The organism is Leclercia sp. W6 (genome assembly GCF_003336345.1).
In the GTDB taxonomy this organism is placed as follows: domain Bacteria; phylum Pseudomonadota; class Gammaproteobacteria; order Enterobacterales; family Enterobacteriaceae; genus Enterobacter.
In genome coordinates this window covers 4,793,898-4,818,113 of the sequence record NZ_CP031104.1, presented here as the reverse complement: position 1 = coordinate 4,818,113, position 24,216 = coordinate 4,793,898, and the positions used below count along the sequence as shown (strand labels likewise).

The 24,216-nt window shown below is 59.2% G+C and carries 16 protein-coding genes and 1 pseudogene; 8 read left to right on the top strand and 9 right to left on the bottom strand.

The genetic code is table 11. The features are described 5' to 3' along the window. Window positions 1-21 precede the first annotated feature (21 nt). The 5 genes from DVA43_RS23730 (at window position 22) to DVA43_RS23705 (ending at window position 12,180) form a co-directional block, all read left to right on the top strand. Window positions 22-1,671 carry a ShlB/FhaC/HecB family hemolysin secretion/activation protein gene (locus DVA43_RS23730; protein WP_168194695.1) on the top strand — a complete coding sequence of 550 codons (1,650 nt, stop codon included), beginning with the start codon at window positions 22-24 and terminating at the stop codon, window positions 1,669-1,671. Further along, on the top strand, window positions 1,671-2,219 hold the full coding sequence (locus DVA43_RS23725) for a toxin-activating lysine-acyltransferase (protein ID WP_114316962.1): 549 nt from the start codon (window positions 1,671-1,673) through the stop codon (window positions 2,217-2,219). Before DVA43_RS23730 ends, DVA43_RS23725 begins: the two co-directional genes overlap by 1 nt. After that, window positions 2,212-10,722 carry a hemagglutinin repeat-containing protein gene (locus tag DVA43_RS23720; RefSeq protein ID WP_114316961.1) on the top strand — a complete coding sequence of 2,837 codons (8,511 nt, stop codon included), beginning with the start codon at window positions 2,212-2,214 and terminating at the stop codon, window positions 10,720-10,722. The genes DVA43_RS23725 and DVA43_RS23720 overlap by 8 nt, the downstream gene beginning before the upstream one ends. A gap of 1 nt (window position 10,723) precedes the next feature. Continuing rightward, complete coding sequence (locus DVA43_RS23715) at window positions 10,724-11,233, top strand: DUF2247 family protein (RefSeq protein WP_114316960.1); 510 nt, start codon at window positions 10,724-10,726, stop codon at window positions 11,231-11,233. Window positions 11,234-11,676: 443 nt separating this feature from the next. Then, on the top strand, window positions 11,677-12,180 hold the full coding sequence (locus tag DVA43_RS23705; protein ID WP_246842252.1) for a hypothetical protein: 504 nt from the start codon (window positions 11,677-11,679) through the stop codon (window positions 12,178-12,180). On the opposite strand, the gene DVA43_RS23700 is transcribed toward DVA43_RS23705, so the two are convergent. After that, a protein-coding gene (locus DVA43_RS23700; protein WP_225321516.1) for an IS1 family transposase occupies window positions 12,115-12,812 on the bottom strand; the annotation gives its coding sequence in 2 pieces (ribosomal slippage) (window positions 12,115-12,563 and window positions 12,563-12,812; 699 coding nt in all). The genes DVA43_RS23705 and DVA43_RS23700 overlap by 66 nt on opposite strands. Window positions 12,813-12,867: 55 nt before the next feature. Then, window positions 12,868-13,020 (bottom strand): annotated as a pseudogene (locus tag DVA43_RS23695) (MFS transporter); the annotation flags it as partial. 282 nt (window positions 13,021-13,302) lie between these two features. Between DVA43_RS23695 and DVA43_RS23690 the strand changes: the two are divergent. Then, window positions 13,303-14,223: a LysR substrate-binding domain-containing protein gene (locus DVA43_RS23690; protein ID WP_114316958.1), complete on the top strand. Its 921-nt coding sequence runs from the start codon at window positions 13,303-13,305 to the stop codon at window positions 14,221-14,223. A 541-nt stretch (window positions 14,224-14,764) separates the two neighbouring features. On the opposite strand, the gene DVA43_RS23685 is transcribed toward DVA43_RS23690, so the two are convergent. From DVA43_RS23685 to DVA43_RS23660, 6 genes are all read right to left on the bottom strand, one after another. Beyond that, a complete protein-coding gene (locus DVA43_RS23685) occupies window positions 14,765-16,153 on the bottom strand; it encodes an amidohydrolase family protein (RefSeq protein ID WP_114316957.1) in 1,389 nt (462 codons plus the stop codon). A gap of 53 nt (window positions 16,154-16,206) precedes the next feature. Beyond that, window positions 16,207-17,154, bottom strand: a complete 948-nt coding sequence (locus tag DVA43_RS23680) for a carbamate kinase family protein (RefSeq protein WP_114316956.1) — start codon at window positions 17,152-17,154, stop codon at window positions 16,207-16,209. Continuing rightward, entirely contained in the window at window positions 17,151-18,704 is a 1,554-nt protein-coding gene (locus DVA43_RS23675) for a xanthine permease (protein WP_103822639.1), read from the bottom strand. The genes DVA43_RS23680 and DVA43_RS23675 overlap by 4 nt, the downstream gene beginning before the upstream one ends. Window positions 18,705-18,715: 11 nt before the next feature. Beyond that, on the bottom strand, window positions 18,716-20,131 hold the full coding sequence (locus DVA43_RS23670; RefSeq protein ID WP_210406688.1) for a DUF1116 domain-containing protein: 1,416 nt from the start codon (window positions 20,129-20,131) through the stop codon (window positions 18,716-18,718). Continuing rightward, window positions 20,131-21,672, bottom strand: a complete 1,542-nt coding sequence (fdrA, locus tag DVA43_RS23665) for an acyl-CoA synthetase FdrA (protein ID WP_114316954.1) — start codon at window positions 21,670-21,672, stop codon at window positions 20,131-20,133. The genes DVA43_RS23670 and fdrA overlap by 1 nt, the downstream gene beginning before the upstream one ends. 105 nt (window positions 21,673-21,777) lie before the next feature. Further along, window positions 21,778-22,383, bottom strand: a complete 606-nt coding sequence (locus DVA43_RS23660; protein WP_114316953.1) for an ankyrin repeat domain-containing protein — start codon at window positions 22,381-22,383, stop codon at window positions 21,778-21,780. Between the two features lie 319 nt (window positions 22,384-22,702). On the opposite strand from DVA43_RS23660, the gene DVA43_RS23655 reads away from it, so the two are divergent. Then, window positions 22,703-23,632, top strand: a complete 930-nt coding sequence (locus DVA43_RS23655; protein WP_103822643.1) for a LysR substrate-binding domain-containing protein — start codon at window positions 22,703-22,705, stop codon at window positions 23,630-23,632. Here the strand turns inward: DVA43_RS23655 and DVA43_RS23650 are convergent. Beyond that, entirely contained in the window at window positions 23,629-23,787 is a 159-nt protein-coding gene (locus DVA43_RS23650; protein ID WP_103822644.1) for a YqaE/Pmp3 family membrane protein, read from the bottom strand. The two genes, DVA43_RS23655 and DVA43_RS23650, sit on opposite strands and share 4 nt — an antisense overlap. Before the next feature lie 221 nt (window positions 23,788-24,008). Here DVA43_RS23650 and DVA43_RS23645 point away from each other — a divergent pair, with 221 nt between their 5' ends. Then, entirely contained in the window at window positions 24,009-24,188 is a 180-nt protein-coding gene (locus DVA43_RS23645) for a hypothetical protein (protein ID WP_114316952.1), read from the top strand. The last annotated feature ends 28 nt before the right edge of the window (window positions 24,189-24,216 follow it).

Below are 24,216 nucleotides of genomic sequence, written 5' to 3'. Positions count from 1 at the left end.
CGACATAATATCGCCCTGATAATGGCGACAGCCTCTGGTCTGCCTTTAATGTTCTCTGCCCACGCGGCACCACCCGATAATCAATTTATTATTCAGCAGCAGCGCCAGAGAGCATTAGAGGAGCAATTAACCCCGCCGGTCCCGGATGTGCGCCTTTCAGAACCGTCGTCCGGCTCTGGCAACATTGCTTTCCCGACTGAAACGCCCTGTTTTCCGATTAACCGCGTCGAGCTGAGCGGCGAGGAGGCCCTGCCCCACTGGCTGCCGTTGCAGCGTATCGCGGACCAGGCGCAGGGGCGCTGTCTGGGCGGCAAGGGCATTAACCTGCTGATGAGCACCCTGCAGAACCGCATCGTCGACCACGGCTGGATCACCACCCGCGTGCTAGCCCCGTCGCAGGATCTGAAGAGCGGCACCCTGAAACTTGCCATCGTGCCGGGCACTATCCGCCACGTGAAGCTGACCAAAGAGAGCGACGACTATATCCAGCTCTACAGCGCCTTCCCGGCTCACGAGGGCAACCTACTGGATCTGCGCGATATTGAACAGGGGCTGGAAAACTTACAGCGCCTGCCAACGGTCGAGGCCAGTATGGAGCTGCTGCCAGGGGAAAACCCGGGCGAGAGCGACGTGGTCATCACCCGCAAGCAGAGCAAAATGTGGCGTATCGGCCTGTCGCTGGACGATGCCGGGACCGAAACCACCGGGCGCTACCAGGGCGGCGTGACGCTGTCGCTGGATAACCCCTTCTCGCTGAGCGATCTGCTTTACGTCTCTGCCAGCCACGATCTGAACGACAAGGGCGGCAAAGGGAGTAAAAACGTCACCGCCCACTACTCGGTGCCCTTCGGCTACTGGATGCTGGGCGTCACCGGCAGCGACTACGACTACCACCAGACCGTCGCCGGGCTGAACGAGGATTATCGCTACAGCGGTAAAAGCAAAAACCTCGACATTCAGCTCAGCCGGGTGCTGCACCGCAGCGGCTCGCAAAAAACCACCTTCTCTTACGACGTGCTGGCGCGAGAGACCCGCAACTATATCGACGACACGGAAGTGGGCGTCCAGCGCCGTCAGACCGCGGGCTGGCGCATCGGGCTGGATCATCGCCACTACATCGGCCAGGCGACGCTGGATGCGGGCATCAGCTATCAGCGCGGCACCCGCTGGTTTGGCGCGCAGCCTGCGCCGGAAGAGTACTGGGGCGATGCCACTGCGCTCAGCAAAATTACCCTGCTGAGCGCCCAGCTCGACCTGCCGTTTGCCATCGGCACGCAAAACTTCCGCTACAACGTGCAGTATCTGCGCCAGATCAGCAACACGCCGCTGACGCCGCAGGATCAGTTCGCCATCGGCAACCGCTGGACGGTGCGCGGCTTTGACGGCGAACGCACCCTCAGCGCCAGCCACGGCTGGTACGTGCGTAACGATGTGGCCTGGCGCACACCGCTGCCGAACCAGGAATTCTATCTGGGCGCCGACTACGGCGAAGTGGGCGGCTACAGTTCCGATCTCCAGGTGGGTAAACACCTGGCGGGCGGCGTGGCGGGCCTGCGCGGCAACGCCTTTAACACCGGCTACGACCTGTTCGCCGGGACGCCGTTCTCGAAGCCGGACGGCTTTGAAACCAGCGATCTGACGCTCGGCTTTAACCTCAACTGGAGCTGGTGATGCGCGTCGGAGATCTGGATATCAAAGCGCCGCTGATCCTCGGCGGTGAGGAGAGCGAGGCCGAAGTGCTGGGCGCCACCGTCTGGCTGTGGATGCACTCCCCAATGCACCGGGATGCCCCCCTGCACGCCCTGCCCACCCTGCTGCTGCCGATCATCAAGCGCCGCCAGTACGTGCTGGTGAGCGAAAACGACCGTCCGGTCTTTTTCCTCAGCTGGGCCTGGCTGAACGAGGAGGCGGAAGCCCGCTACCTCACCCGCCCCGCCATCGAGATGCGAGAGGCGGACTGGGACTGCGGGGATCGGATCTGGTTCTGCGACTGGATCGCCCCCTTCGGCCATACCGCTGCGATGTACAACCTGATGCGTCGCGATATCTTCCCCGACCACGTCTGCCGCGCGCTGTATCACCGCGGCGCGGAGCGTGGCAAGCGCGTGATGCTGTTCCACGGCAGCCGCGTCAGCCGTCAACACGCCAGAGAGTGGCAACAGAATCACCCGCTCGCCGTGAGCCTGCCGGAAGCGTTTAAAGGAATGAACCATGAATAAGAACCTGTACCGAATTATCTTTAACAAAGCGCGCGGCATGCTGATGGTGGTGGCGGATATCGCCCGCTCCGGCCGCGCCGGTTCGTCCCGTTCTTCCGGCATTGGCCATACCCACAGCCAGCTTATCGGCAAGGTGAGCGCCTTAAGCTTTAGCCTGTGGCTGGCGATGGGGGCCGTGCAGACGGCGCAGGCCACTATCGTGGCCGACGCCGGTGCGCCAAAAAACCAGCAGCCAACGGTCATCAACAGCGCCAACGGCACGCCGCAGGTCAATATCCAGACGCCATCTGCTGCGGGGGTATCGCGTAACAACTACACCCAGTTCGACGTGGACCAGAAAGGGGCAATCCTCAACAACTCGCACAAAAACGTGCAGACCAATATCGGCGGCATGGTGGCGGGCAACCCGTGGCTGGCGAAAGGCGAAGCCAAAGTGATCCTCAACGAGGTGAGCTCCCGCGACCCGAGCAAGCTGAACGGCATGATCGAAGTGGCGGGTAAGAAAGCCCAGGTGGTGATCGCCAACCCGTCAGGCATTACCTGTAGCGGCTGCGGCTTTATCAACGCCAACCGCGCCACCCTCACCACCGGCCAGCCGCAGATGAAAGACGGCGCGCTGACCGGGTTTAACGTCGAGCGCGGCGAAGTGGTGGTTGAAGGCGCGGGGATGGATACCTCCGGCGCGGATTACACCGACATCATCGCCCGCTCGGTGAAGGTTAACGCCGGGCTGTGGGCCAACGATCTGAAGGTCACCACCGGGCGCAACAAGGTAGATGCCGCCCACGAGACGATCGAAAAAGGCAGCGACGATCCTGCCACCCGCCCGCAGCTGGCGGTGGACGTGGCCAGCCTCGGCGGCATGTACGCAGGCAAAATCCGCATGGTCGGCACCGAGAGCGGCGTCGGGGTACGTAACGCCGGGGCCATTGGCGCCCAGGCGGGCAGCGTGACGATCTCCGCTGACGGACGCATCGAGAACAGCGGTACCCTGCGCGCCGGCGACAGTACCAGCCTGCAAACCGCAGGGGAAGTGAACAACAGCGGTGTAATGACCGCCGCGAATAACGTCCGGGTGAACGCGGCCAGCTTCACCGGCACTCAGCAGAGCGTGCTGGCCGCCGGGGTGAAAAGCGACGGCAAGCTCGCCGATGCGGGCGATCTGGAAATCAGCACCGGCGGCCAGCTGAGCGCCCACGGACAAACCCTGGCGGGCGGCAATCTCAGCGCCCGCGGCCAGGGGGTGGACGTCAGCGGCAGCCAGACCCAGGGCAAACGCGTGCTGCTGGACGGCGGCGCGGAAGGCGTGAGCACCGCCAGCGCGAAGGTTAACGCCCGCGAACTGACTGTGCGTACCGGCAAAATGCTCAATAACAACGGCGGCACGCTGGGGGCAGAGACCATCAGCGTCAGCGCCCACGACCTCAGCAACCAGAAAGGCAACATCGTCCAGCGCGGCAGCAGCCCCCTGGAGGTAGCGCTGCCGGGCACCCTCAATAACCAGCAGGGGCAGATTGGCGCGGCGAACGGCGTGCAGCTTAAGGCCGGGACCCTCAACAACACCGCCGGGCAGATCGTGGCGGTAGCGGGCAACACCCGGCTGGAGGCCGGGAGCGTAAACAATCAGCAGGGGTTGATCTCAGCTAGCGCGGGTGATGGCGAGATTGCCAGCCAGCAGGCGGTAAACAACGCCAAAGGCCGCATTGAGGCGGCGAAAACCCAGCGCATAAGCGCCGCAAGCCTCGACAACCAGCAGGGGGTGATTGTCGCCGACGGCGCGACACTGGCCCTGAATGAATTTGATAACCGTTCCGGCTCCCTGCTCTCTCAGGGTTCCCTTAATCTTGAGAGCGGCGCGCTGAATAACCAGCGCGGCTTCCTGGCGAGCGAGGGCGATTTTAGCCTGAGCGCGGGGGCTATCGACAACACCGACGGACAGATTGGCGCGAACCGGACGTTGACCGCCGGGTTCGACACCCTCACCAACAGCGGCGGCGCGCTGAAATCGGTCGGGGCTATGACCCTCAGCGGCGGCCTGCTGGATAACAGCCAGGGGACTACCTTCTCCGGCAACAGCCTGAATTTCAATGGTGACACGCTGAACAACATTTCCGGGCAACTTGCTGCGACAGGGAGCTTGTCGCTGGGCACCTCGCAGCTCATCAATAATAAAGGCGTGCTGCAGGGCGACGGCGTAAACATCACCACTGATGCCCTCGATAACCGCGACGGCACCCTGAACAGCCTGGGGGCACTGAACCTCTCGGCGGACACCGTGAATAACCAGGCGGGCACCCTGGCGGCCAGCGGCGCGGCGGAGATCGCGGCAACGAACCTCGATAACCGCAACGGCGGACGGGTAATTGGCGAGGCCGATACCGCCCTGCATACCGGTAACCTGCAAAACGGCGGCGGAGAGATCCAGTCGGTGGGCGACCTGCTCCTCGACAGCGCCCAGGGTGTGGTGGATAACGTCTCCGGGCTGATCCGCAGCGGCAAAAACGTGACCCTCACTGCCCTGGACTTTGTTAACACCAGTACGCTCGGCGAGAACCAGGGGCTGGAGGGCCAGAGCCTGGCGCTGAACACCGGGAGTCTGGATAACCAGCGCGGCAGTATCCTGGCGAATAACACCCTGAGCATCAATAACAGCGGCGTGCTGAACAACGGCGCGGGGGTGCTGGCCTCGGGCGATACCCTGGATCTCAGCGGTAGCGCCCTGAACCTGCTGAACGCGGACGGCACCCTGAAAGCGGGTAAAGCGCTGAGCGTGGAGGCTCAGTCTCTGGATGCCAGCGGCCAGCTACTGTCGCTGGGGGATATGACGCTTCACAGCAACAGCGGCGTGAACAACAGCGGCAGCACCCTCGCCAACGGCAACCTGACGTTCACCACCGACGGCGATCTCACCAACAGCGGCCAGCTGATGGCGGGCAGCGCGCTGGACGTGCAGAGCGCGAATCTTAACAACCTCGCCAGCGGTGAAGTCAACGCTGGCAGCACCACCCTGACGGCCCGCGGCACGGTACGCAACACCGGCCTGATCGACGGGATCGCCACCCGCATCAACGCCAACATCCTGACCAACGCCGGCACCGGGCGGATTTATGGCGACGCGGTGGGCGTCAATACGATCACCTTTAACAACCTTGCGGAAAACGGCACCGCGGCGACGCTGGCCGGTCGCGAGCGCGTCAACCTCGGCGTGCAGACCCTGAATAACGCCGACCACGGCCTGATCTACAGTGCGGGCAGCATGAGCATCGGCGGCGCGCTGGACGACAGCGGCGCTGTCACCGGCCGGGCGGGAACCCTCAACAACCACAGCTCGACCATCGAGTCCGCCGGGGATATGGTGATTGCCGCCGGGCAGATCAACAACATCAACGACCACTTCTCCACCGAAGTGGTGCGGGTGTCGCAGGAAGATCTCACCGACTATCAGCACACGGGCTCAACCAACCGCTGGAGTTCGACAGAAAAAGGCGTCTGGGTGGATGACAACTCCTCCGATGGGCTGCGTAACCTGAATACGCCAGACGATACCGGCGCCAATAACGACAACTTCAACCAGTACGACTACACCCGCACCATTGACGAAACGCGCATCAAAGAGAGCGACCCGGCGAAGATCCTCGCCGGGGGCAACCTGCTGATGACCGGTGACAAACTGTTTAACGACAATAGCCAGGTGATCGCGGGCGGCACCCTGGCGATTGACCAGATGGGCAGCGTGCAGAACGACGACGTGCCCGGCAAGCGTTACACCACCGATGAGGGCACCGTCACCCACTACTACCGTATTCGCCACAAAGGCGACGATGAACAGGGCCGGGATCGCACGGCATACACCCCGCCAACCACCATTCAGGACATCTCCCTGAAGCCAGGCCAGCTGATCAGCAACGGCAGCGTCGAGGGCAGCAATCTCAGCATCACTCCGCGGGTAGCTCAGGGAACGGACGTGACCATTGGCCATGCCTCCGGGGTAAAACCCGCCCCGCAGCAGACCGTTTCGCCGGGCGAGCCGGTGACCCCGCCCGCCGGGCAGCAGTTTGAAGTGACCCCGGCCGACGGTGCGATCCGCATTATCGGGCCCAACACCACCCTGCCGGACAACAGCCTGTTCAAGGTGAACCCGTCGGCGGAGGTGCCGTACCTGGTGGAGACCGATCCGCGCTTCACTAACGAGCGCCAGTGGCTCGGCAGCGACTATATGCAGGACGCCTTTACCGCCGATGGCGACAACACGCTGAAACGGCTGGGGGATGGCTACTATGAGCAGCGCCTGATCCGCGAGCAGGTGATTGGCATCACCGGCCAGCGCTACCTGGATGGCTACAACAACGACGAAGAGCAGTACAAGGCGCTGATGGATCGCGGCATCACCTTCGGCAAGCAGTACGACCTGAAGATTGGCGTGGCGCTGACGCCAGAGCAGATGGCGCTGCTGACCGGGGATATCGTCTGGCTGGTCAACACCCGGGTGAAGATGCCGGACGGCTCCACCGAGAACGTGCTGGTGCCGCAGGTCTACGCCAAAGTGAAACCGGGTGATATCGACGGCTCTGGCGCGCTGATTGCCGGCAACAACGTCTCCATCAAGCTTAACGGCGACCTGTTTAACCGTGGCACCCTTGCCGGGCGCAAAGTCCTGCAACTGGACGCCGACAACATCACCAACCAGACCGGCACCATCCAGGGGGCGGACGTCAACCTCAACGCGCGCACCGATATCAACAATATCGGCGGTGCCATCGTGGGCGACAGCAGCCTGCTGGCCAGCGCCGGACGCGACATTAACCTCACCAGCACCACCCTCAGTGCCGACAGTGTGAACGGCGAGAACCGCTTCGCCCGCACCACCATTGACAGCGTCTCCGGCATCTACGTGCAGGGTGACGACGGAAAACTGGCGTTGCAGTCCGGGCGGGATATCACCCTGACCGGGGCGCAGGTGATCGCCAGCGGCGAGAACGGCAAAGCGCAACTGGTGGCCGGGCGGGATATGAACCTCAACGATCTCCAGACCGCCAGCCGCGATAGCCTGGTGTGGGATGGTGACAACAGCCTGAAACAGGGGCAGACCAACAGCATCGGCAGCGAGGTGACCGGCAAAGGCGACGTGACCCTGGCGGCGGGCAACGACCTCAACGCCCGCGCCGCCGCCCTCTCAGCCGGGGAGGCGCTGAACGTCAGCGCCGGGAATAACCTGACCCTGACGGCGGGTGAAAACAGCCAGGATCTGGACGAACGGCATAAAGTGGTGGGCGGTAACGGCTGGCTGTCGAAAACCACCACCACCACCCGCGACCAGATCGCCCGTCAGACGGTGCAGAGCAGCGAGCTGAACGGCGACACGGTAAACCTCACCGCCGGAAACGATCTCACCGTGCGCGGCAGCAACGTGGCGGGCACCGGGGATGTGGCTCTGCTGGCAGGCAACAACCTGAGCGTGGAGACCCAGGCCGAACGCAATAATGAGCTGCACCAGAAGCAGGAGAAAAAATCGGGGCTGCTGAGCTCGGGCGGGATCGGCTTTAGCGTCGGCACACAGAGCATCAAAACCACCGACACCGGCGCGGACGTGACCCAGGCGGGCAGCACCGTCGGCAGCGTCGACGGCGACCTGACCCTGCGCGCAGGGGATCGCCTGACGGTAAGCGGCTCCGATCTGGTGGCGGGTCAGGACATGACGCTCACGGGTAAAAATGTCGACATCACGGCGGTGAACAACCGCAGCCAGCAAACCCATGAGGTGGAACAGAAAACCTCCGGCCTGACCCTGGCGCTCTCCGGCACCGTCGGCAGCGCACTGAACAGCGCCGTCGAGGCCTTGCAGCAGGCGAAATCCTCCGGCAGCAGCCGCCTGCAGGCGTTACAGGGCGTGAAGGCCGCGCTCTCCGGCGTGCAGGCTGCCCAGGCCGCACGCATGGACCAGGCGCTGGGGGCAGGCAAATCAAACACCAATACCGTGGGCATCAGCCTCTCTTACGGCAGCCAGTCGTCGAAATCGACCCAGTACAGCGAGCAGAACACCGCCCAGGGCAGCACGCTAAACGCCGGACGCGATCTCAGCGTTGTTGCCACTGGCAGCGGCGTGCGCGGCGCCGACGGGGATCTGACCGTGGAAGGCAGCCAGCTGAAGGCGGGCAACGATCTGACCCTCGCCGCCAACCGCGATCTGTATCTGCGCTCGGCGCAAAACACCCAGCTGCTGGACGGTAAAAACGAGAGCAAGGGCGGCAGCGTCGGAGTGGGCATCGGGTACGGCTCCGGCGGAGCGGGCATTAACATCTCCGCCAGCGTCAACCGCGGCAAGGGCAACGAGAGCGGCACCGGCACCACCCACAGCGAGACCACCGTTGACGCGGGCCGCCAGGTGAATATCCTGACCGGACGTGACGCCACCCTGACCGGTGCGCAGGTGAGCGGCGAAACGGTGAGAGCGAACATTGGCCGCAACCTGACCCTCACCTCCGAGCAGGACAGCGATCGCTACGACTCGAAGCAGCAGAACGCCAGCGCGGGGGGCAGCTTCAGCATCGGCTCCATGACCGGCTCGGCCAGCGCCAACCTCAGCCGCGACAAGATGCACAGCAACTACGACTCTGTCGTGGAGCAGACCGGGATCTTCGCCGGCAAAGGCGGCTACGACGTCACCGTGGGCGAACATACCCAGCTCAACGGGGCGGTGATTGGCTCGACGGCTACCGCTGATAAAAACCGTCTCGATACCGGCACCATTGGCTTTAGCGATATCGAAAACAGCGCCGACTTCGAAGTGGAACACCAGAGCGTGGGTATGAGCACCGGGGGCAGCATCGGCAGCCAGTTTGCTGGCAACATGGCGAACGGCCTGCTGGTGGGGGCCAACCGCGACGGGCATGACAGCAGCACCACGCACGCCGCAGTATCGGACGGCACCCTGATTGTCCGCGACCAGGATCGTCAGGTTCAGGATGTCAATCAGCTCAGCCGCGACGTGGAGCACGCCAACCAGACGCTCTCCCCTATCTTCGACAAAGAGAAAGAGCAGGAGCGGCTCCAGCAGGCGCAGCTGATCGGCGAGATTGGCAATCAGGTAGCGGATATTGCCCGCACCGAGGGGAGCATCCGCGCCACCAACGCGGCGAAAGAGAAGCTGAAAAACGTCAACGCGCAGGATCTGCAGGGGGCGAAAGCGGCGTGGGAAAAAGCCAACCCGGGCAAAACCGCGACGCTGGAAGACATTAACGGCCAGATCTACCAGACAGCCTGGAACGATGCGTTTAACGCCTCCGGCTTTGGCACCGGCGGGGAGTATCAGCGGGCGATTCAGGCGGCGACGGCGGCGGTTCAGGGCCTGGCGGGGAGCGATCTCAGCGCGGCCCTCGCGGGCAGTGCCGCACCGTACCTGGCTGATGTCATTGGGCACCGCAGCGGGTTGAGCGACGAGGGCAAAGTTGCCGCGCACGCGGTGGTCAACGCTGCGCTGGCCGCCGCTCAGGGGCAAAACGCGCTGGCGGGCGCTGCCGGAGCCGCCACGGGCGAGCTGGTGGGGATGATCGCCACCGAGATGTACGGGAAACCGGCCGACGAGCTGGACGAAACCCAGAAGCAGACGGTCTCTGCGCTGGCGACGCTGGCGGCGGGCTTATCCGGTGGACTGGTGGGCGACAGCTCTGCGTCTGCTGTGGCGGGGGCGCAGGCGGGTATGACCACGGTTGAGAATAACTATTTGAGCCAGAAACAACAGGCTCAGAGAGATAAAGAAATTGCCGAATGTCAGACTTTAGCTTGTAAGGCAGGCGCACAGGCTAAATGGACTGCGATTGACCTTGGACAGGATGGCAGCTTTGCAGCAGGGATGATCGCAGGCGTGCCGGCAGGACTGTATGATGCCGTTGACGGTATCGTAAAGGTCGGGGCAAATCCGCAGCAAACTTACGAAGCGCTGAAATCACTGTTTAACAGTGGCGATGTGTTAGGTAACGTTTCAGATGCGATAAAGCAGTCTTATATAGATCGTATTGACCATATGGAAGCAGAGTATAAGAAAGCTGGCGCAAGTGGTTCGTTTAATGCGGGGGTCGAAGGTGGCAAGCTGGTTACCGATATAGCTGGACTGCTTGCTGGTGGTGCAGGGGTGGTGAAAAACGGCGTCGTTCTCACGCAGAAGATTGTTGTGAAAACCACGAGTATGGTGGAAACAGCATTAAAATCTTCGGTTGTTAATAAAATTCTTAAAGCAGACAGAATTGGTAGTGGTTTAAAACCCGATCCCACTCATCGGGGGGCAAGTTATCTGAGCCGGGAGCAATTGATGGAGGGAAAAGTTTTCACGCTCAAAGGGGGTGATGGTGTAGAAAGAAAACTTCTTCAGGCTGAAGGTTCCTTTAATGATAAGAAAGGTATATATGAGTATATCTATGATAAGCAAGGGAACGTAACACACCAAAGATTTATTGAAAATGGTAAGATAACAGGTCTTCCTAATCAACGGCCACCGAAGGATAAGTGACATGACGTTATATCCGGTACCCTATGATTTTATTGTTGAAAATACTTATCTTTCATGGTGTGAGGTGAAGTGGGGTTATGAAAATAATCTCATTGCATCAGACGTGCCCATAAAAATGGCGGAACAAATAGTCTTAACGGGAAGTTATGCTGATTCTGAACTTGAATTATCATTCCTTATGCCTGACAGTTCAAATCAGGTGTCTCTCTTTTTAGAGGAATTGTGTACAGGGTTTGAGCAAGAAAATGACTCGACGATTAGGCAAAAATGGTTGTTTATTGTTCTAAGCTGGCTTTGGAAAAATCGTGATAGTTTTGCAGATCCATTATCTGAAGTTGAAATTATTTATGCAGATTTTGACTACCCCACTGAAATAGAGGGTTTTGTTAAATATATGCCTGCTTCTGATGGATATGATCCATCAACGCATTCTCAGATGGAAAATATGAATCATTTAATGGAGAACTGGATGAATTATTTAGAAGAAAAGTTTGTCGAGTATAAAAAGTAAACATCCTAAATCTGTGTCGGCACTCCAGAATGTCCCGTTTCAGGTTTTCAGGTAAGGAAGGCCCGATCATTAGCATCGGGCTATCAGGTTTTTCAGACATTTAGTCAAATGAAAAACAGCACTAAATCGTTTATTCACCTTGTTTACCTGTGCTGCGCAATAGGTCTGGCCGTGTTCATCCTGACGCTCCCTGGCCGTTTAGTCGGCGCAGGATTAGCATGGAACGTGAAGGAGGGTTTTCCTTTCTCTTTCAAGGACGTGTGGATATGTCTTGAGTTAACCTGGCTGGGGCTCCCTGCGGGTTTGATCATCTGGTTTTTTTATCACCGGTAAAAGCCAGGGTAGGCGGTATTAAGATAGCTCCAGTTTAACTGAATCTAATCTATCAATGATGGGCCGTCAGTAGAGAAACGATTAACCACAATGAAGACAAGAAACTTTAAATGACAAACAGAACTGTTAGCGAACTACAGGCGGGATTAGAGCGTTATCTGTTAAACGGTCATGTCGAATCAGATTCATTTAACGATCCGAATGAGGATGCTCTGGAATATCTGGGCATGCTGCTTGTGGAAGATCAACCCACGGCGCTAAAGTATTGCCAGAGATTTTTGCAGCAGTCCCATGCCAATGATGAACTAAAATCAGCCGCACTTGATTTTTTACTACTGTCCAGTAAATGGAGTTTCGCGTATCAGTATCTTTATAGCCAGGCGGAAAGACTTTCTATCCCGGAACTTGAAAAGGCGTTTTTTTATTTTTATTGTGATAAAAACGAAGCCGCACCTCATCCCGTTCCCGAAGGGCTATTCACAAAATTGTTAGCACGATACGAGATTGTTAAGAATGAGCCCGATGCTTATTTTGGTAATGACTCCAACTTACTGATAGTGTTTTATGTTCAGATAATGCCCGATGACCTTGTCATGCAGCTCCACCGATTTTGAGAACGACAGTGACTTCCGTCCCAGCCTTGCCAGATGTTGTCTCAGATTCAGGTTATGTCGCTCAATGCGCTGAGTGTAACGCTTGCTGATAACGTGCAGCTTTCCCTTCAGGCGTGATTCGTACAGCGGCCAGCCATCCGTCATCCATACCACGACCTCAAAGGCCGACAGCAGGCTCAGAAGACGCTCCAGTGTGGCCAGAGTGCGTTCACCGAAGACGTGCGCCACAACCGTCCTCCGTATCCTGTCATACGCGTAAAACAGCCAGCGCTGACGTGATTTAGCACCGACGTAGCCCCACTGTTCGTCCATTTCAGCGCAGACAATCACATCACTGCCCGGTTGTATGCGCGAGGTTACCGACTGCGGCCTGAGTTTTTTAAGTGACGTAAAACCGTGTTGAGGCCAATGCCCATAATGCGTGCACTGGCGCGACATCCGACGCCATTCATGGCCATATCAATGATTTTCTGGTGCGTACCGGGCTGAGAGGCGGTGTAAGTGAACTGTAGTTGCCATGTTTTACGGCAATGAGAGCAGAGATAGCGCTGATGTCCGGCAGTGCTTTTGCCGTTACGCACCACGCCTTCAGTAGCGGAGCAGGAGGGACATCTGATGGAAATGGAAGCCACGCAAGCACCTTAAAATCACCATCATACACTAAATCAGTAAGTTGGCAGCATTACCAAATTCATCGATGATAAAGGGAAGCACGGCGCCAATATTGGTTCTGTCTGCATAATTAATGGCATACACAATAAATATTAACGCCAGCACCACGAAGCGGTAATTGGTTTTTTTAGTGGCTATGTAGGGGACAGCTTGTTCTATACGAGACATGTTTTACCTCATTATTCGAACAACGTGAGTCGTTTTAATTTCGCGTTCGAACTCAATATATCGGCTTACGTTTGAAACACCATTCAATAAAACTCATTTATTGCTGAGATAAATTTGATTTGCGAAGCGCGTCATAAAAATAACGGCTTCGTTTATGGGGATATAGGTTTTTTAAAAAATGTGGCGGGGATCCTGTTTAATCCATTCAGCCGCAATAATATTGCCGGTGCAGGGCCAGGATGTTATGTTTTTTTACCGCAACATCCTCAAGGAGGACCGGTTATGCCCGCGCAGGATCGCCAGACGCTCCCCATCCCTTCGCTGCGAAACATTCAGTCTTTTATCGCGGTCGCCAACTCCCTGAGCATTCACCTGGCGGCCGAGCAGCTTAACGTTACCCCCTCGGCGGTGAGCCATCAGATCGCCTCTCTGGAGTCCTGGATGGGCAAAAAGCTGTTTATCCGCAGCGGCAAGGGGGTCACCCTTACGCCTACCGGAGAGAAGTACCTGCGGGAGGTTTCGGCGGCCATGAGCGCCATCGGGCGCGCCACCGAGCAGGTGATCAAAGAGAAGGAGAACGCGGTGCTGCGCGTACACTCCTCCCCGACCTTCGGTTTATCCTGGCTGCTGCGCCGCCTGGGCAAGTTCCGCGCCGAATATCCCGATATCATCCTCAACCTCACCTGCTCTTATGAGAACCTGCAGTTCGCCCGGGATAACATTGACATTGATATTCGCCACGGTATCCCGGACTGGGACGCCTATCGGGTGATGACCATTAAGAATGATGCGCTGGTGGTGCTGGCCTCGCCCGATTACCTGCATGAGCACCCGGTCCAGTCACCGCAGGATCTCTTACAGCAGGCGCTGATTTCATCCACCAGCACCCTGGTAAACTGGGAGAAGTGGTTTGCCTGGCACAATATCGACCGGCCCTGGCTCAACTTCAGCCTGAGCTTCGATCGCTCTTATATGAGCTTTGAGGCGGCGCGCATGGGGCTGGGATTTATTCTTGAAAGCAAAATGATGGCCACCGATCACCTGAACGATGGCTCGCTGGTGCAGGTCCTGCCGGACAGTATGGGTATTGCCATTAACGCCCATCATCTGGTGATGCCGCACATGAACGAGCGCAGCTGGAAGATCCAGCAGTTTGTCGAGTGGATTGACCGGGAGTTGCGGCTGTCGGGGTATCACCTGTAACGCCGGGTGGCGGCTTCGCCTTACCCGGCCTACAGAACGTGCGGCCTGATGCCCTCACCCCAATCCTCTTCCACAAGGCTGAGGAATCCCCGGTAATTTTATTGCCTTTAAAGCAATGAAATAATCACATTAAAATAAATAACTTACAGCGAATCCCTGGTCCGGCTGAAAATCGCCGAAGCGTTTCAGGAAGGCCGGGGCGAGGCGCAGGGACGCGCCGAGAGGGCATAGCCTGCAGGGATGCAGGCTGGTGCCCGACCCGAAAGCCTGAAGGAATAAGCTGAGGGGACCGCGAAGCGGCGATTTTCTTTGCCGGGAGCCGGGGTTGCCAGGGGGGAGGCGGCGAGCCCCCCTGGCACGTTCACTGGTTCAGGCGTATCAGAGAAGCAAGGAACGTGAGGTGAACGGAACCCCCTCCTGAGTCGCATGCTCCCCCTCAGCCCACAGGGTAAGTACGCAAACACTAAAAACGGTAACTGGCGCTACCGTTTTGCTTTTACCTTGTAGGCCGGGTAAGGCGTAGCCGCCACCCGGCTTCACATCACCCCACCGTGCCCCACACCAGATTCCCGTTATGGAAGGTCGCGGTACGCGGGGAAATACGCGCCACCGCTTCGGCGGAGCAGGAGGCGTCCACCAGCACAAAGCTGGCGGCATCCTGCGCCTTCGGCCAGACACGCTCGCCTTGATCGTTCAGCGGCAGCACGTCACCGGTGGCGATACCCAGCGCGCGGGAGAGCGTCTGCTCGTTCGGGCGGATATAGAGCTGGGCATAGAGATTCGCTTTCTCCAGCATGTCCCCCAGGCCATACGGCGACCAGTGGTCGATCACGCTGTCGGTGCCGGTCATGACAAACACGCCTTTGTCACGCAATTGCTTGAGCGGCATGTGGAGCGTGCCAATCGGCACCGTGGAGGCGATAGTCACCTGCTGCGCCGCCATCCGGGTGGCGATCTCATCCACCTGCGGCTCGTTCATCGTCGCCAGCGCGAAAGCGTGGCTGATGGTCAGCTTACCCTTCAGCGCCGGAGTCTTCTCTACGGTCTGCACCATGTAGTTCACCGCCGCCACGCCCGCCGGGCTGGTTTCGTGCAGGTGGATATCCACCCCTTTGTCGTAATCCAGCGCAATCTGGAACATCAGGTCGAGGGATTTCTCCATCGCGCCGTCAACGCTGGTGGGATCCAGCCCGCCGACGTAGTGCGCTCCGGCCTGCATCGCCTCACGCATCAGCTTTTCAGCATTTGAGAGCAACAGGCCGTGCTGCGGGAAGGCGACAATCTCACAGTCGAACCCGGATTTACGCCGGGCCAGTACCGCCTGTAAATTTTCCAGGTTTTTCAGCCCGGAGGTCGGCTCGATATTGCAGTGGCTGCGGGCGATGGTGGAGCCCTTCGACTGGATCAGATCGATCAGCTTTTCCGCCCGCTCCTGCGTATACGGTTGCAGCTCCGGGAGCAGCTTTTGCTCCAGACGGATCATATCCTGAATGGTGGTGCCCGCCGGGCGGTTGAGCGAGAGCCACGGGCCGCCGTAGAAGGTCTTATCCAGATGGATGTGCATATCGCGCATCGCCGGTAACAGCAGTTTGCCGCCCGCATCATAGTGCGGCAGCGTGGCGTCGGCGTGGCTGTTGTTGTCGCGCAGGGCAGCGATCTTGCCGTCCTTGATCTCCAGCGTTTTCAGCTCGGTGCGGGTGCTGACGGCCACGTCGCCGTCAAAGTTAAACCCGGCCTCCAGCAGCACGTTGTCCAGATAGTAGTGTGTCGCGGTGATGTTCATCGGTTTGCCCGTTTCGCAGGTCGCTTTTGCGGTGTCAGCAGCATACGCGACGGAGCCAGCAGTGCCAAACAGGGCGCAGGCGGTTGCAGCGGTGGCGATTTTGCCGCTCTGGCTGAGAAACTCCCGGCGGCTTTTATTCTCACTCATTGTCTTGTCCTTTTACTTACGCATTCACACAGCGGGCGGGAAGCCCGCCAGGGTTAAGCCACAATATGGGTCCCGGTTTCACCACGCAGGGCTGCGGGCAGGCAGTCCGGCGAGGTGATGATCACCCGCTTGCCGCCGTGGTGCAGAAATTCCAGCGAGGCCACAATTTTCGGCAGCATACTGCCCGCCGGGAAGTGCCCCTCTTCCATGTAGCGCGTCATCTGCGCCACGTTGACGGTGTCCAGCGCCTGCTGGTCTGGCTTGCCGAAGTTAATGCACACTCTCTCCACCCCGGTGGTGATCAACAGCACGTCGGCGCGGATCTCCCGCGCCAGCAGCGCGGTAGAGAGATCTTTGTCGATCACCGCATCCACGCTCTGGTAGTCGCCCTGTTCGGTACGCACTACCGGAATGCCGCCACCGCCCGCGCCAATCACCACAAAGCCTTGTTGCGTCAGGGCCTTGATGGCGTCCGCCTCAACGATGCGCACCGGCTGGGGCGAGGCCACCACCCGGCGGTATCCGCGGCCTGAATCCTCGACGAAATGCCAGTCGGGATGGGCGCGTTGCAGCTCATCGCGCTGCGTCTCGCTGAAAAACGCCCCGATGGGCTTGGCAGGATGGGTAAAGCCGGGATCGTTTTTATCCACCTCCACCTGGGTGACCACCGTGACCGCTTTCTGCTCCCCGCGGGCGGCAAGGCGGTTATTCAACGCCTGCTGGATCAGGTAGCCGATGCCGCCCTGGGTATCGGCCACGCAGTTTGCCAGCGGGGTCAGCGGCAGCCCTTCCCGCTCGTGCGCAATCTCGGCGCGGCGCAGATCCAGCCCCACCTGGGGGCCGTTGCCGTGGGTGAGGACGATGTCGTAGTCGGAAGCCAGCATCTCCAGCACCGACTCGGCCACCGCTTTCACCGCCTGCGCCTGGTGCTCAATCGACTGGCTAGCGTTATCTTTGATAATGCTGTTGCCACCAATGGCAACGACCATAAGCTCTTTCATACGTTGTCCTTTATAACGGTGCCCGACGTCGCGCTTGCCGCTTCGCGGCTATCCAGAACATGCTTCAGCACAAACATGCCGCTCATCATCAGGTAGGCCAGCACAAAGGTCAGCGAGCTGCCCTCGGCGAAGCCCACCACCGGGGCGTGGATGACCCCGAACAGCGCCAGCAGCGCACCGACCGCGGCGGCAACGGCACCGCGTAGCGGCTTGTTGATGATGGCGAAGATGGCGATACAGCCCCACAGCATGCTGGCGAGCGGTGCACCGTTACCCAGGTGCATCAACCCTTCGTAGTAAATGCCCTTGCTGTGCAGCACGTCGGTACCGATTTTCGCCGCGCTGGTGCCCGCCGCGCCCATCACGCTGTTCATCATGGTCAGCGCCCAGTTGGCGATCCACGGGAACAGACAGATAAAGATGACGGGCACCTCCACTTTGGGCGTCTCCCTCACCACCTGGTTGGCGGTGACCACGCCGATAAAGACCAGAATCGGCACGATGGCGGTCATTGGGATGATGGCGAGCATAAAGGCTCCCAGCCCGAACAGCGGCACGATGAACATGGTGACGCCGGAGGCCAGCGTGTAGCCGATGCTGGCCCCCATCGCTTTCCAGCCCGCGTGGCCGACGTAGACCGTCACCGGGAACGGGTTCCCCATCAGGCAGCCGAGCATGGACGAGAGACCGTTGGCCAGCATCACCTTGCGGGTCGGGTATTCGTCCCCCGCCGCGTGGGCGCTTTCGATGTTCTCCAGGTCAAAGATGTAGTTCGCCAGCCCCAGTGGCACGGCAGAGGCCAGATATGGCAGGGCGTGTGGCAGACCCTGCATAAAGCTGTCGATATGCACTTCCGGCGGGTTAAAGCCGAAGGAGGACATCGACGCCTTGATCGCTTCCGGGCTTTGCAGGCCGGAGATCCACGCCAGGGCCGTACCGGCGATCAGCAGCAGGAGACCGGTGGGGATGCGGGCGAAGATCGGCTTTTTGCCAAACCAGTTGATGAAGATCAGTAGCAGGACGATAAAGGAGACCGTCGGCGCTTCGAACGCCTGCAACATCGGGTTCATCGCTAACAGCAGCAGACCCAGACCGGAGAGGCACGAGAGCAGCACGGTACGCGGGATCATCTTGCGGATGGTTTCGCCAAGGAAAGAGCCGCCCGCGAGGATCATTGCCTCCACGAAGCACCACACCAGACCAATCTGGATGGCGAAATCCGCGTCACCGGTCTGCTGGTAGACCGGCATCAGCACCAGAAAGGTGACGGTGAAGATCGAGGGCGCGCTCGGCCCCGACGGCAACGCAGTCACATCGTTACGCCCGGTCTGGCGCGCCATCTGTAAACCGAACCACGCGTAGCAGATACTCGCCACCAGTACCGCCAGCCCGAAGGCTGGCGCAATACGTCCATAAACAATCTCTTTCGGGATGCCGACGACAAAAATGAGCAGCCCCATCATGGTCAGCAGGTTCGTCAGGTTGTTGGTCATCAACCCGAAGTACGCCGCCCAGTCACCTCTTTTCCACTCCAGTTTCATGCTTTTCATGGATGCTTACCTTAAAGGAAATAGCGATCGCGGAAGGCTAACAGCGCCTTTTCAAAACAGCTAAATGGCGGATGAACGATCCCGGCACCAATCATGCCGATGCCCGCATCTTTATGGGCAATGGCGGTGTTGATCACCGGCAGAATACCGCTGCCCGCCACGCGGGTGATGTCAATGGCGGTGGGAACGCCCATAAACGAGAGGAGCGGAATGGTGACGTTCGGGTTTTCGCCCAGCGTGATCTCGCGCATCTGGCGGGAGAAGTCGATGGCTTCTTCCACCGTACCGCCCACCAGGGCGACAATCGCCGGGGCCGTCGCCATCGCAAAACCGCCAATGCCGTAGGTTTCGGTGATGGCGCTGTCGCCGATATCCAGTCCGGAGTCTTCCGGCTTGTATCCCGCGAACATCGGGCCAATCACCTGCTGCGCCGGACCGGTGAACCACTGCCCCGGCAGGCCGGAAACGCGCAGGCCGAACTCGTAGCCGTTGCGCGCCATGGTGGTGACCACGGTGCTGTACTCGATGCCGTGGGCGGCATCCAGCGCGGCCTTACACATCGCCATCCAGGTCGGGCCGGAGAAGTAGTCGCTGCTGGCGACGAATTCAAACACCTGCCGCTGCTGCTCCACCGGATAACCCGCCTGGATCAGCCCCGGGGTTAAGGCCTGAATCAGCAGCGTGGTGCCGGCGTTGTTGCGGTTGTGGCACTCGTCGCCCATGTGCAGCGCCTGGGCCAGCATCAGGCGCAGGTCGATTTCGCCGATGATTTTCATAGCGTCGCGCAGCATCGGGCCGAGCACGTCGCGCATCCAGTTCAGACGGTCGATCACGCTCTGGTCGTTGGCGCCCATGCGCAGGATCTTCGCCATCTGCTCGCTGAGGTTGGTGAAGGCGCGGTTGCCGTAAGTTTTGTTCTCGACGATGTGCATAAACATCGACGCGGAGGTGACGCCCGCCATCGACCCCACGCAGTCGTGCTCGTGGCACGGCGAGAAGGTGATCTCCCCGGAGGCCGCCAGCCGTGCCGCCTCTTCCAGATCCCTGGCTAAACCTTCAAACACCAGCGCCCCGGTGACCGCCCCTTTCATCGCCCCGCACATGTTCTCCCATGCCACCGGCGGACCGGCGTGCAGGATAGTGGTGCGGGTCATGCCTGGCACGACATTGATCGCCTGGTCATAACCCACCAGAACCGGGTGGGACTGAATAATGCGCTCAAGGGCAACCTTGTTAGCCGCGGCGATCTTCTCCGCCAGCGATTTTTCAGCCAGCTGATCGAGGGCTTCAACGACCTGCATATTGCCCTGCCCCGGCGGGGTCCAGTCGAGATGAGTGACCGGAACGTGCTGCTTCTTGAGATCGTCGCTGAACAGGGCGATGCCGACGTTAATCACATTCAGCGGCTGGTTAAATAAGGTGGTCATCAGGCTTTCTCTCCTTTGAAGACAAATTCACGTGCCAGTAATCCGGTGTTGGTGCTGCTGCTGGCCCAGATGACGCCCGCGTCGGTGAGCAGCTGGCACTGCTGCGCCAGAGACTGGGGATCCTGGTCGGTGCCAAGCACATAGCCGAGGATGACCAGCGGTCGGTTATCGGCTTTCGCGATCGCCTGCGCCTCCTGGATCGCCTCGATCATCACCCCTACCGGATCGTCATGCGATCCAAAGCCGAGGACGAAATCCATCACGATCACGCCTACCTCCGGATCGCGCGCCTCCTGCAACAGGCGGCTGATGCGGTTGGTCGGGTCGATCATCGGGTGCGGTTTGCCGTTGGTGAAATCGTCATCGCCGAAATCGAGGAAGGTATGGGCCTGGCTGACGTTGATGTCCTTCAGGCGTTTCGCCGGGTCCGGCTGGATGTTGCTCCAGACGTCGTCATATTTTTCCAGCGCGGCGAACATCGCTTCGTCGCACAGGGTACCGCCGCAGAACAGGCCGCGAATGTACTTCTGCTGCGGGGTCAGGTGGGCGCGCACCTCTTCAATCAGCGGCCAGTTGAGCGGGTGCAGATCGAGGGACTCTTTTTTGATCCCGGTGAGCAGCACCGCCTTCAGTGCCGCCTCTTTGGTACCGCGGGCAAACACTAATCCCGCTTCATCGGCTGGGGGTTCATTGCGGCCGAGGAAACAGACTACGACCGGTTTGCGGCAGGCACGGGCGCGGGCCAGCACCTTTTCCGCCACCGCAGGCGCAGGCGGTTTGGAGATCAGGGCGATGACCTGGGTGGCGTCGTCCGCTTCCAGCATGGCGATAGCATCCAGCATCATCAGGCCGCCGATTTTTTCGCTCAGGTCGCGACCCCCTGTGCCGATCAGCTGGGAGATGCCACCCCCGAACTCGTGGATGCGCGCGCTCAGCTCCTGGCTGCCGGTGCCGGAGGCGCCGACGATGCCAATCGACCCGCGACGGACCGCGTTGGCGAAGCAGAGCCCTGCCCCGTTAATGATGGCGGTACCGCAGTCCGGCCCCATCATCAGCAGCCCTTTTTCATGGGCCAGCTGCTTGAGCGCCAGCTCATCGTCGAGGGAGACGTTATCCGAGAAGAGCATTACGTTGAGGTTGTTCTCCAGCGCCTGGCGCGCCTCGCGGGCGGCAAAGGTGCCGTTGACCGAGATCACCGCCAGGTTGGCGTCCGGGCGGTGGGTTTTGGCGCTGGCGAGCGTGGCGTAGCGCGATTCGTGTGAGCCTGCGCTCTCTTTGCGGGTAAACAGGGCTTCGATGGCGGCCAGGGTGTCGTCGTTGGCGGCCTCGCCTTTAATGACGATCATCAGATCGCCGTTTTTGGCGTCTTCTAATTCCGGCGTCAGCAGGCCGAGATTTTTTAATACGCCTTTATTCATTTCGGTGGCCATAGCAACAAAAGCCTGCTCCACGCCGGGCAATTTGTTGGCTTTGGTGGAAACCGACATCAGCGAAACAGAATCAAAATAAGTGTTCTTTTTTATCACGATTTTGGTGGGCATTACGTCCTCCTGAATGCGGGCAAAAGGGGGCCACATCACGCCCGAAGGCATGACGGGAAGAGCTATTTTTATTTCAGGCCAGCGCGAAACGGCTAGCCGGGAGTATCAGGCGCCGGCGGCGATCAGCAGCTCGGCAATTTCGCTGAAGCCTTTTTCCCGCGCCAGTTCGAGGGGGGATTTGCCGTATTTGTCGGTCATATGCGGGTTGGCGCCGTGGTCGAGCAGTAGCTTCACGATCGCCTGCTGGCGAGGGCCGCCGTCATTTAACACAATGGCTTCGAGCAGCGGGGTCCAGCCGACAAAGTTGGTGTGGTTAACGTTGATGTCGGTGCGGGCCAGCAGCTCCTGCACCACCTCCAGATGCCCTTTCTCGCTGGCCGGGGTGATCCCCACCCCGCCAAAACGGGTCAGCCTGTCGAGATCCGGGTTGGCCGGTAGCACAAGACGCAGCAGGGTAAGATCGTTGGTCAGGCAGCTAATCAGGAACGGGTTGAAACAGGTCTGATCCTGCTGGTCGATATTTGCGCCAGCGGCAATCAGCCGCTCCACGCAGGAATAGTGTTTATTCAGGCTGGCGATAATAATGGCGGTTCTTTTCTGCCGGTTGGTGGCATTTATATCCACCCCTTTTTCCAGACAGGCGTTTAATGCCGCGACATTCCCCTGCTCGGCGGCTAACAGAAATTCAGTAACGAGTTCATTGCTGGACATATCCACACTCCGGGTTTTCCTTTCTGATGGAGTGAGCATAGCAATGGCCTGGTCAGAAAAGAATCCGCTTAAAAATGATTCATCGACAGCGAATTCATTGTTGAGTTAAATTTAACAGTCCGGTCAAAACGTGCGTCTGTGCAACCTTTTCCTTATGTTTTACCGCTTTTTAGGCCCTTAAGCTGCATTCTGCTTATGTTTACGCAGGCCTTGCGCTGCGCGGCTCGCAGCAAATTAGCAGAACTGTGACCGGCTTCAAATGAGTTGTAACCGCGTTGTTAAAATATGTTCAAAACTGATGGGTGCCGGGAGCCATAATATGAATTCCATCTTTACCGAAGAGAACCTGCTGGCGTTTACTACCGCGGCCCGCTTCAGCAGCTTCAGCAAAGCGGCTACCGAGCTGGGGGTCACCACCTCGGCCATCAGTTACACCATCAAGCGGATGGAGACCGGCCTCGACGTGGTGCTGTTTGTGCGTAACACCCGCAGCATTGAACTCACCGAATCGGGCTTTTACTTTTACCGTAAGGCGGTAGACCTGCTGAATGACTTCCACGCCATCAAGCGCGGGATAGATACCATCTCCCAGGGCATTGAGACCCGGGTGCGGATCTGCATCAACCAGCTGCTCTATACGCCGCGCCACACCGCCCGCCTGTTGCAGGTATTAAAGAAACAGTTCCCCACCTGTCAGATCACCGTCACCACCGAGGTGTATAACGGCGTCTGGGATTCGATCATCAATAATCAGGCGAACATCGCTATTGGCGCGCCGGATACCCTGCTGGACGGCGGGGGGATCGATTACACCGAGATTGGCGCGATCCGCTGGGTGTTTGCCATCGCCCCGGACCACCCGCTGGCCCTGGCTCCGGAGCCGCTGGCCGAGAGCCAGTTGCGCCTGTATCCCAACATTATGGTCGAAGACACGGCCCATACCATTAACAAGAAAGTGGGCTGGCTGCTGCACGGCCAGGAGGCGATCCTGGTGCCGGATTTTAATACTAAATGCCAGTGTCAGATTCTGGGCGAAGGGATCGGTTTTTTACCGGAACATATGGCGAGAGAGGCAGTCGAGGCGGGGCTGCTGGTAACGCGGCGCATTAATAACCCGCGCCAGGACTCGCGCATGCTGCTTGCCACGCAGCATGCGGCAACCGGTCTGGTCACCCGTTGGATCAAACAGCAGTTTGCGCCCCAGGGGGTGCTGACCGGGATCTACAGCGATTTACTGTGGCGGGATTAGCTGCGGCTTTGCACCCAAAACGCATGGATAAGGCCGGGGATGTAGCCCAGCAGCGTCAGGATGACGTTGAGGATAAAGGCCCAGCCAAACCCTTTGCCCAGCAGCACGCCAAGCGGGGGAAGCAGGATGGTAATTACGATACGCCAGAAACCCATAGATTCTCCATACAAGCAGTCAGGTCATTGTTAAAAAAGAGATTTTAACTTTAAGGGTAGCGAGTCTACGCACGGCTGCCAGCATTGGCGTGAAGTTTTACCCTCTTTTACCCTCTTTACACAGGTTTAGGCTGGCGATTAAGGGGTAATCCGCCCGCCGCGCTGTACCCCGGCCTGCGCCTGGGCTAAGCTCGGAATTCATCCATCATAAGGAGGTAACTATGTTTTCTGTTGGCGATCTCGTACAGCCGCGCATGGGCGGACCAAAACTTAAAGTCATCGAAGTGCATGAAGATCAGATTGTGGCGGTGCGGGCAGGTAACGAACAGGGAGATAAATACACCCTGAAAGCAGCGGATGTGGCGCTGTATAAAGAAGATGGCGATTTCGGCGTCTGCTAAGCGCCGGTGCTGCCGGGCGGCGTGAATC

What these genes read in the sequence shown, in the direction of transcription:
- DVA43_RS23685 (WP_114316957.1), bottom strand. Translation starts at nt 16,153, where the DNA reads ATGAGTGAGAATAAAAGCCGCCGGGAGTTTCTCAGCCAGAGCGGCAAA.
- DVA43_RS23660 (WP_114316953.1), bottom strand. Translation starts at nt 22,383, where the DNA reads ATGTCCAGCAATGAACTCGTTACTGAATTTCTGTTAGCCGCCGAGCAG.
- DVA43_RS23725 (WP_114316962.1), top strand. Translation starts at nt 1,671, where the DNA reads ATGCGCGTCGGAGATCTGGATATCAAAGCGCCGCTGATCCTCGGCGGT.
- DVA43_RS23670 (WP_210406688.1), bottom strand. Translation starts at nt 20,131, where the DNA reads ATGACCACCTTATTTAACCAGCCGCTGAATGTGATTAACGTCGGCATC.
- DVA43_RS23690 (WP_114316958.1), top strand. Translation starts at nt 13,303, where the DNA reads ATGCCCGCGCAGGATCGCCAGACGCTCCCCATCCCTTCGCTGCGAAAC.
- fdrA (WP_114316954.1), bottom strand. Translation starts at nt 21,672, where the DNA reads ATGCCCACCAAAATCGTGATAAAAAAGAACACTTATTTTGATTCTGTT.
- DVA43_RS23680 (WP_114316956.1), bottom strand. Translation starts at nt 17,154, where the DNA reads ATGAAAGAGCTTATGGTCGTTGCCATTGGTGGCAACAGCATTATCAAA.
- DVA43_RS23705 (WP_246842252.1), top strand. Translation starts at nt 11,677, where the DNA reads ATGACAAACAGAACTGTTAGCGAACTACAGGCGGGATTAGAGCGTTAT.
- DVA43_RS23675 (WP_103822639.1), bottom strand. Translation starts at nt 18,704, where the DNA reads ATGAAAAGCATGAAACTGGAGTGGAAAAGAGGTGACTGGGCGGCGTAC.
- DVA43_RS23715 (WP_114316960.1), top strand. Translation starts at nt 10,724, where the DNA reads ATGACGTTATATCCGGTACCCTATGATTTTATTGTTGAAAATACTTAT.
- DVA43_RS23645 (WP_114316952.1), top strand. Translation starts at nt 24,009, where the DNA reads ATGTTTTCTGTTGGCGATCTCGTACAGCCGCGCATGGGCGGACCAAAA.
- DVA43_RS23720 (WP_114316961.1), top strand. Translation starts at nt 2,212, where the DNA reads ATGAATAAGAACCTGTACCGAATTATCTTTAACAAAGCGCGCGGCATG.
- DVA43_RS23730 (WP_168194695.1), top strand. Translation starts at nt 22, where the DNA reads ATGGCGACAGCCTCTGGTCTGCCTTTAATGTTCTCTGCCCACGCGGCA.
- DVA43_RS23655 (WP_103822643.1), top strand. Translation starts at nt 22,703, where the DNA reads ATGAATTCCATCTTTACCGAAGAGAACCTGCTGGCGTTTACTACCGCG.
- DVA43_RS23650 (WP_103822644.1), bottom strand. Translation starts at nt 23,787, where the DNA reads ATGGGTTTCTGGCGTATCGTAATTACCATCCTGCTTCCCCCGCTTGGC.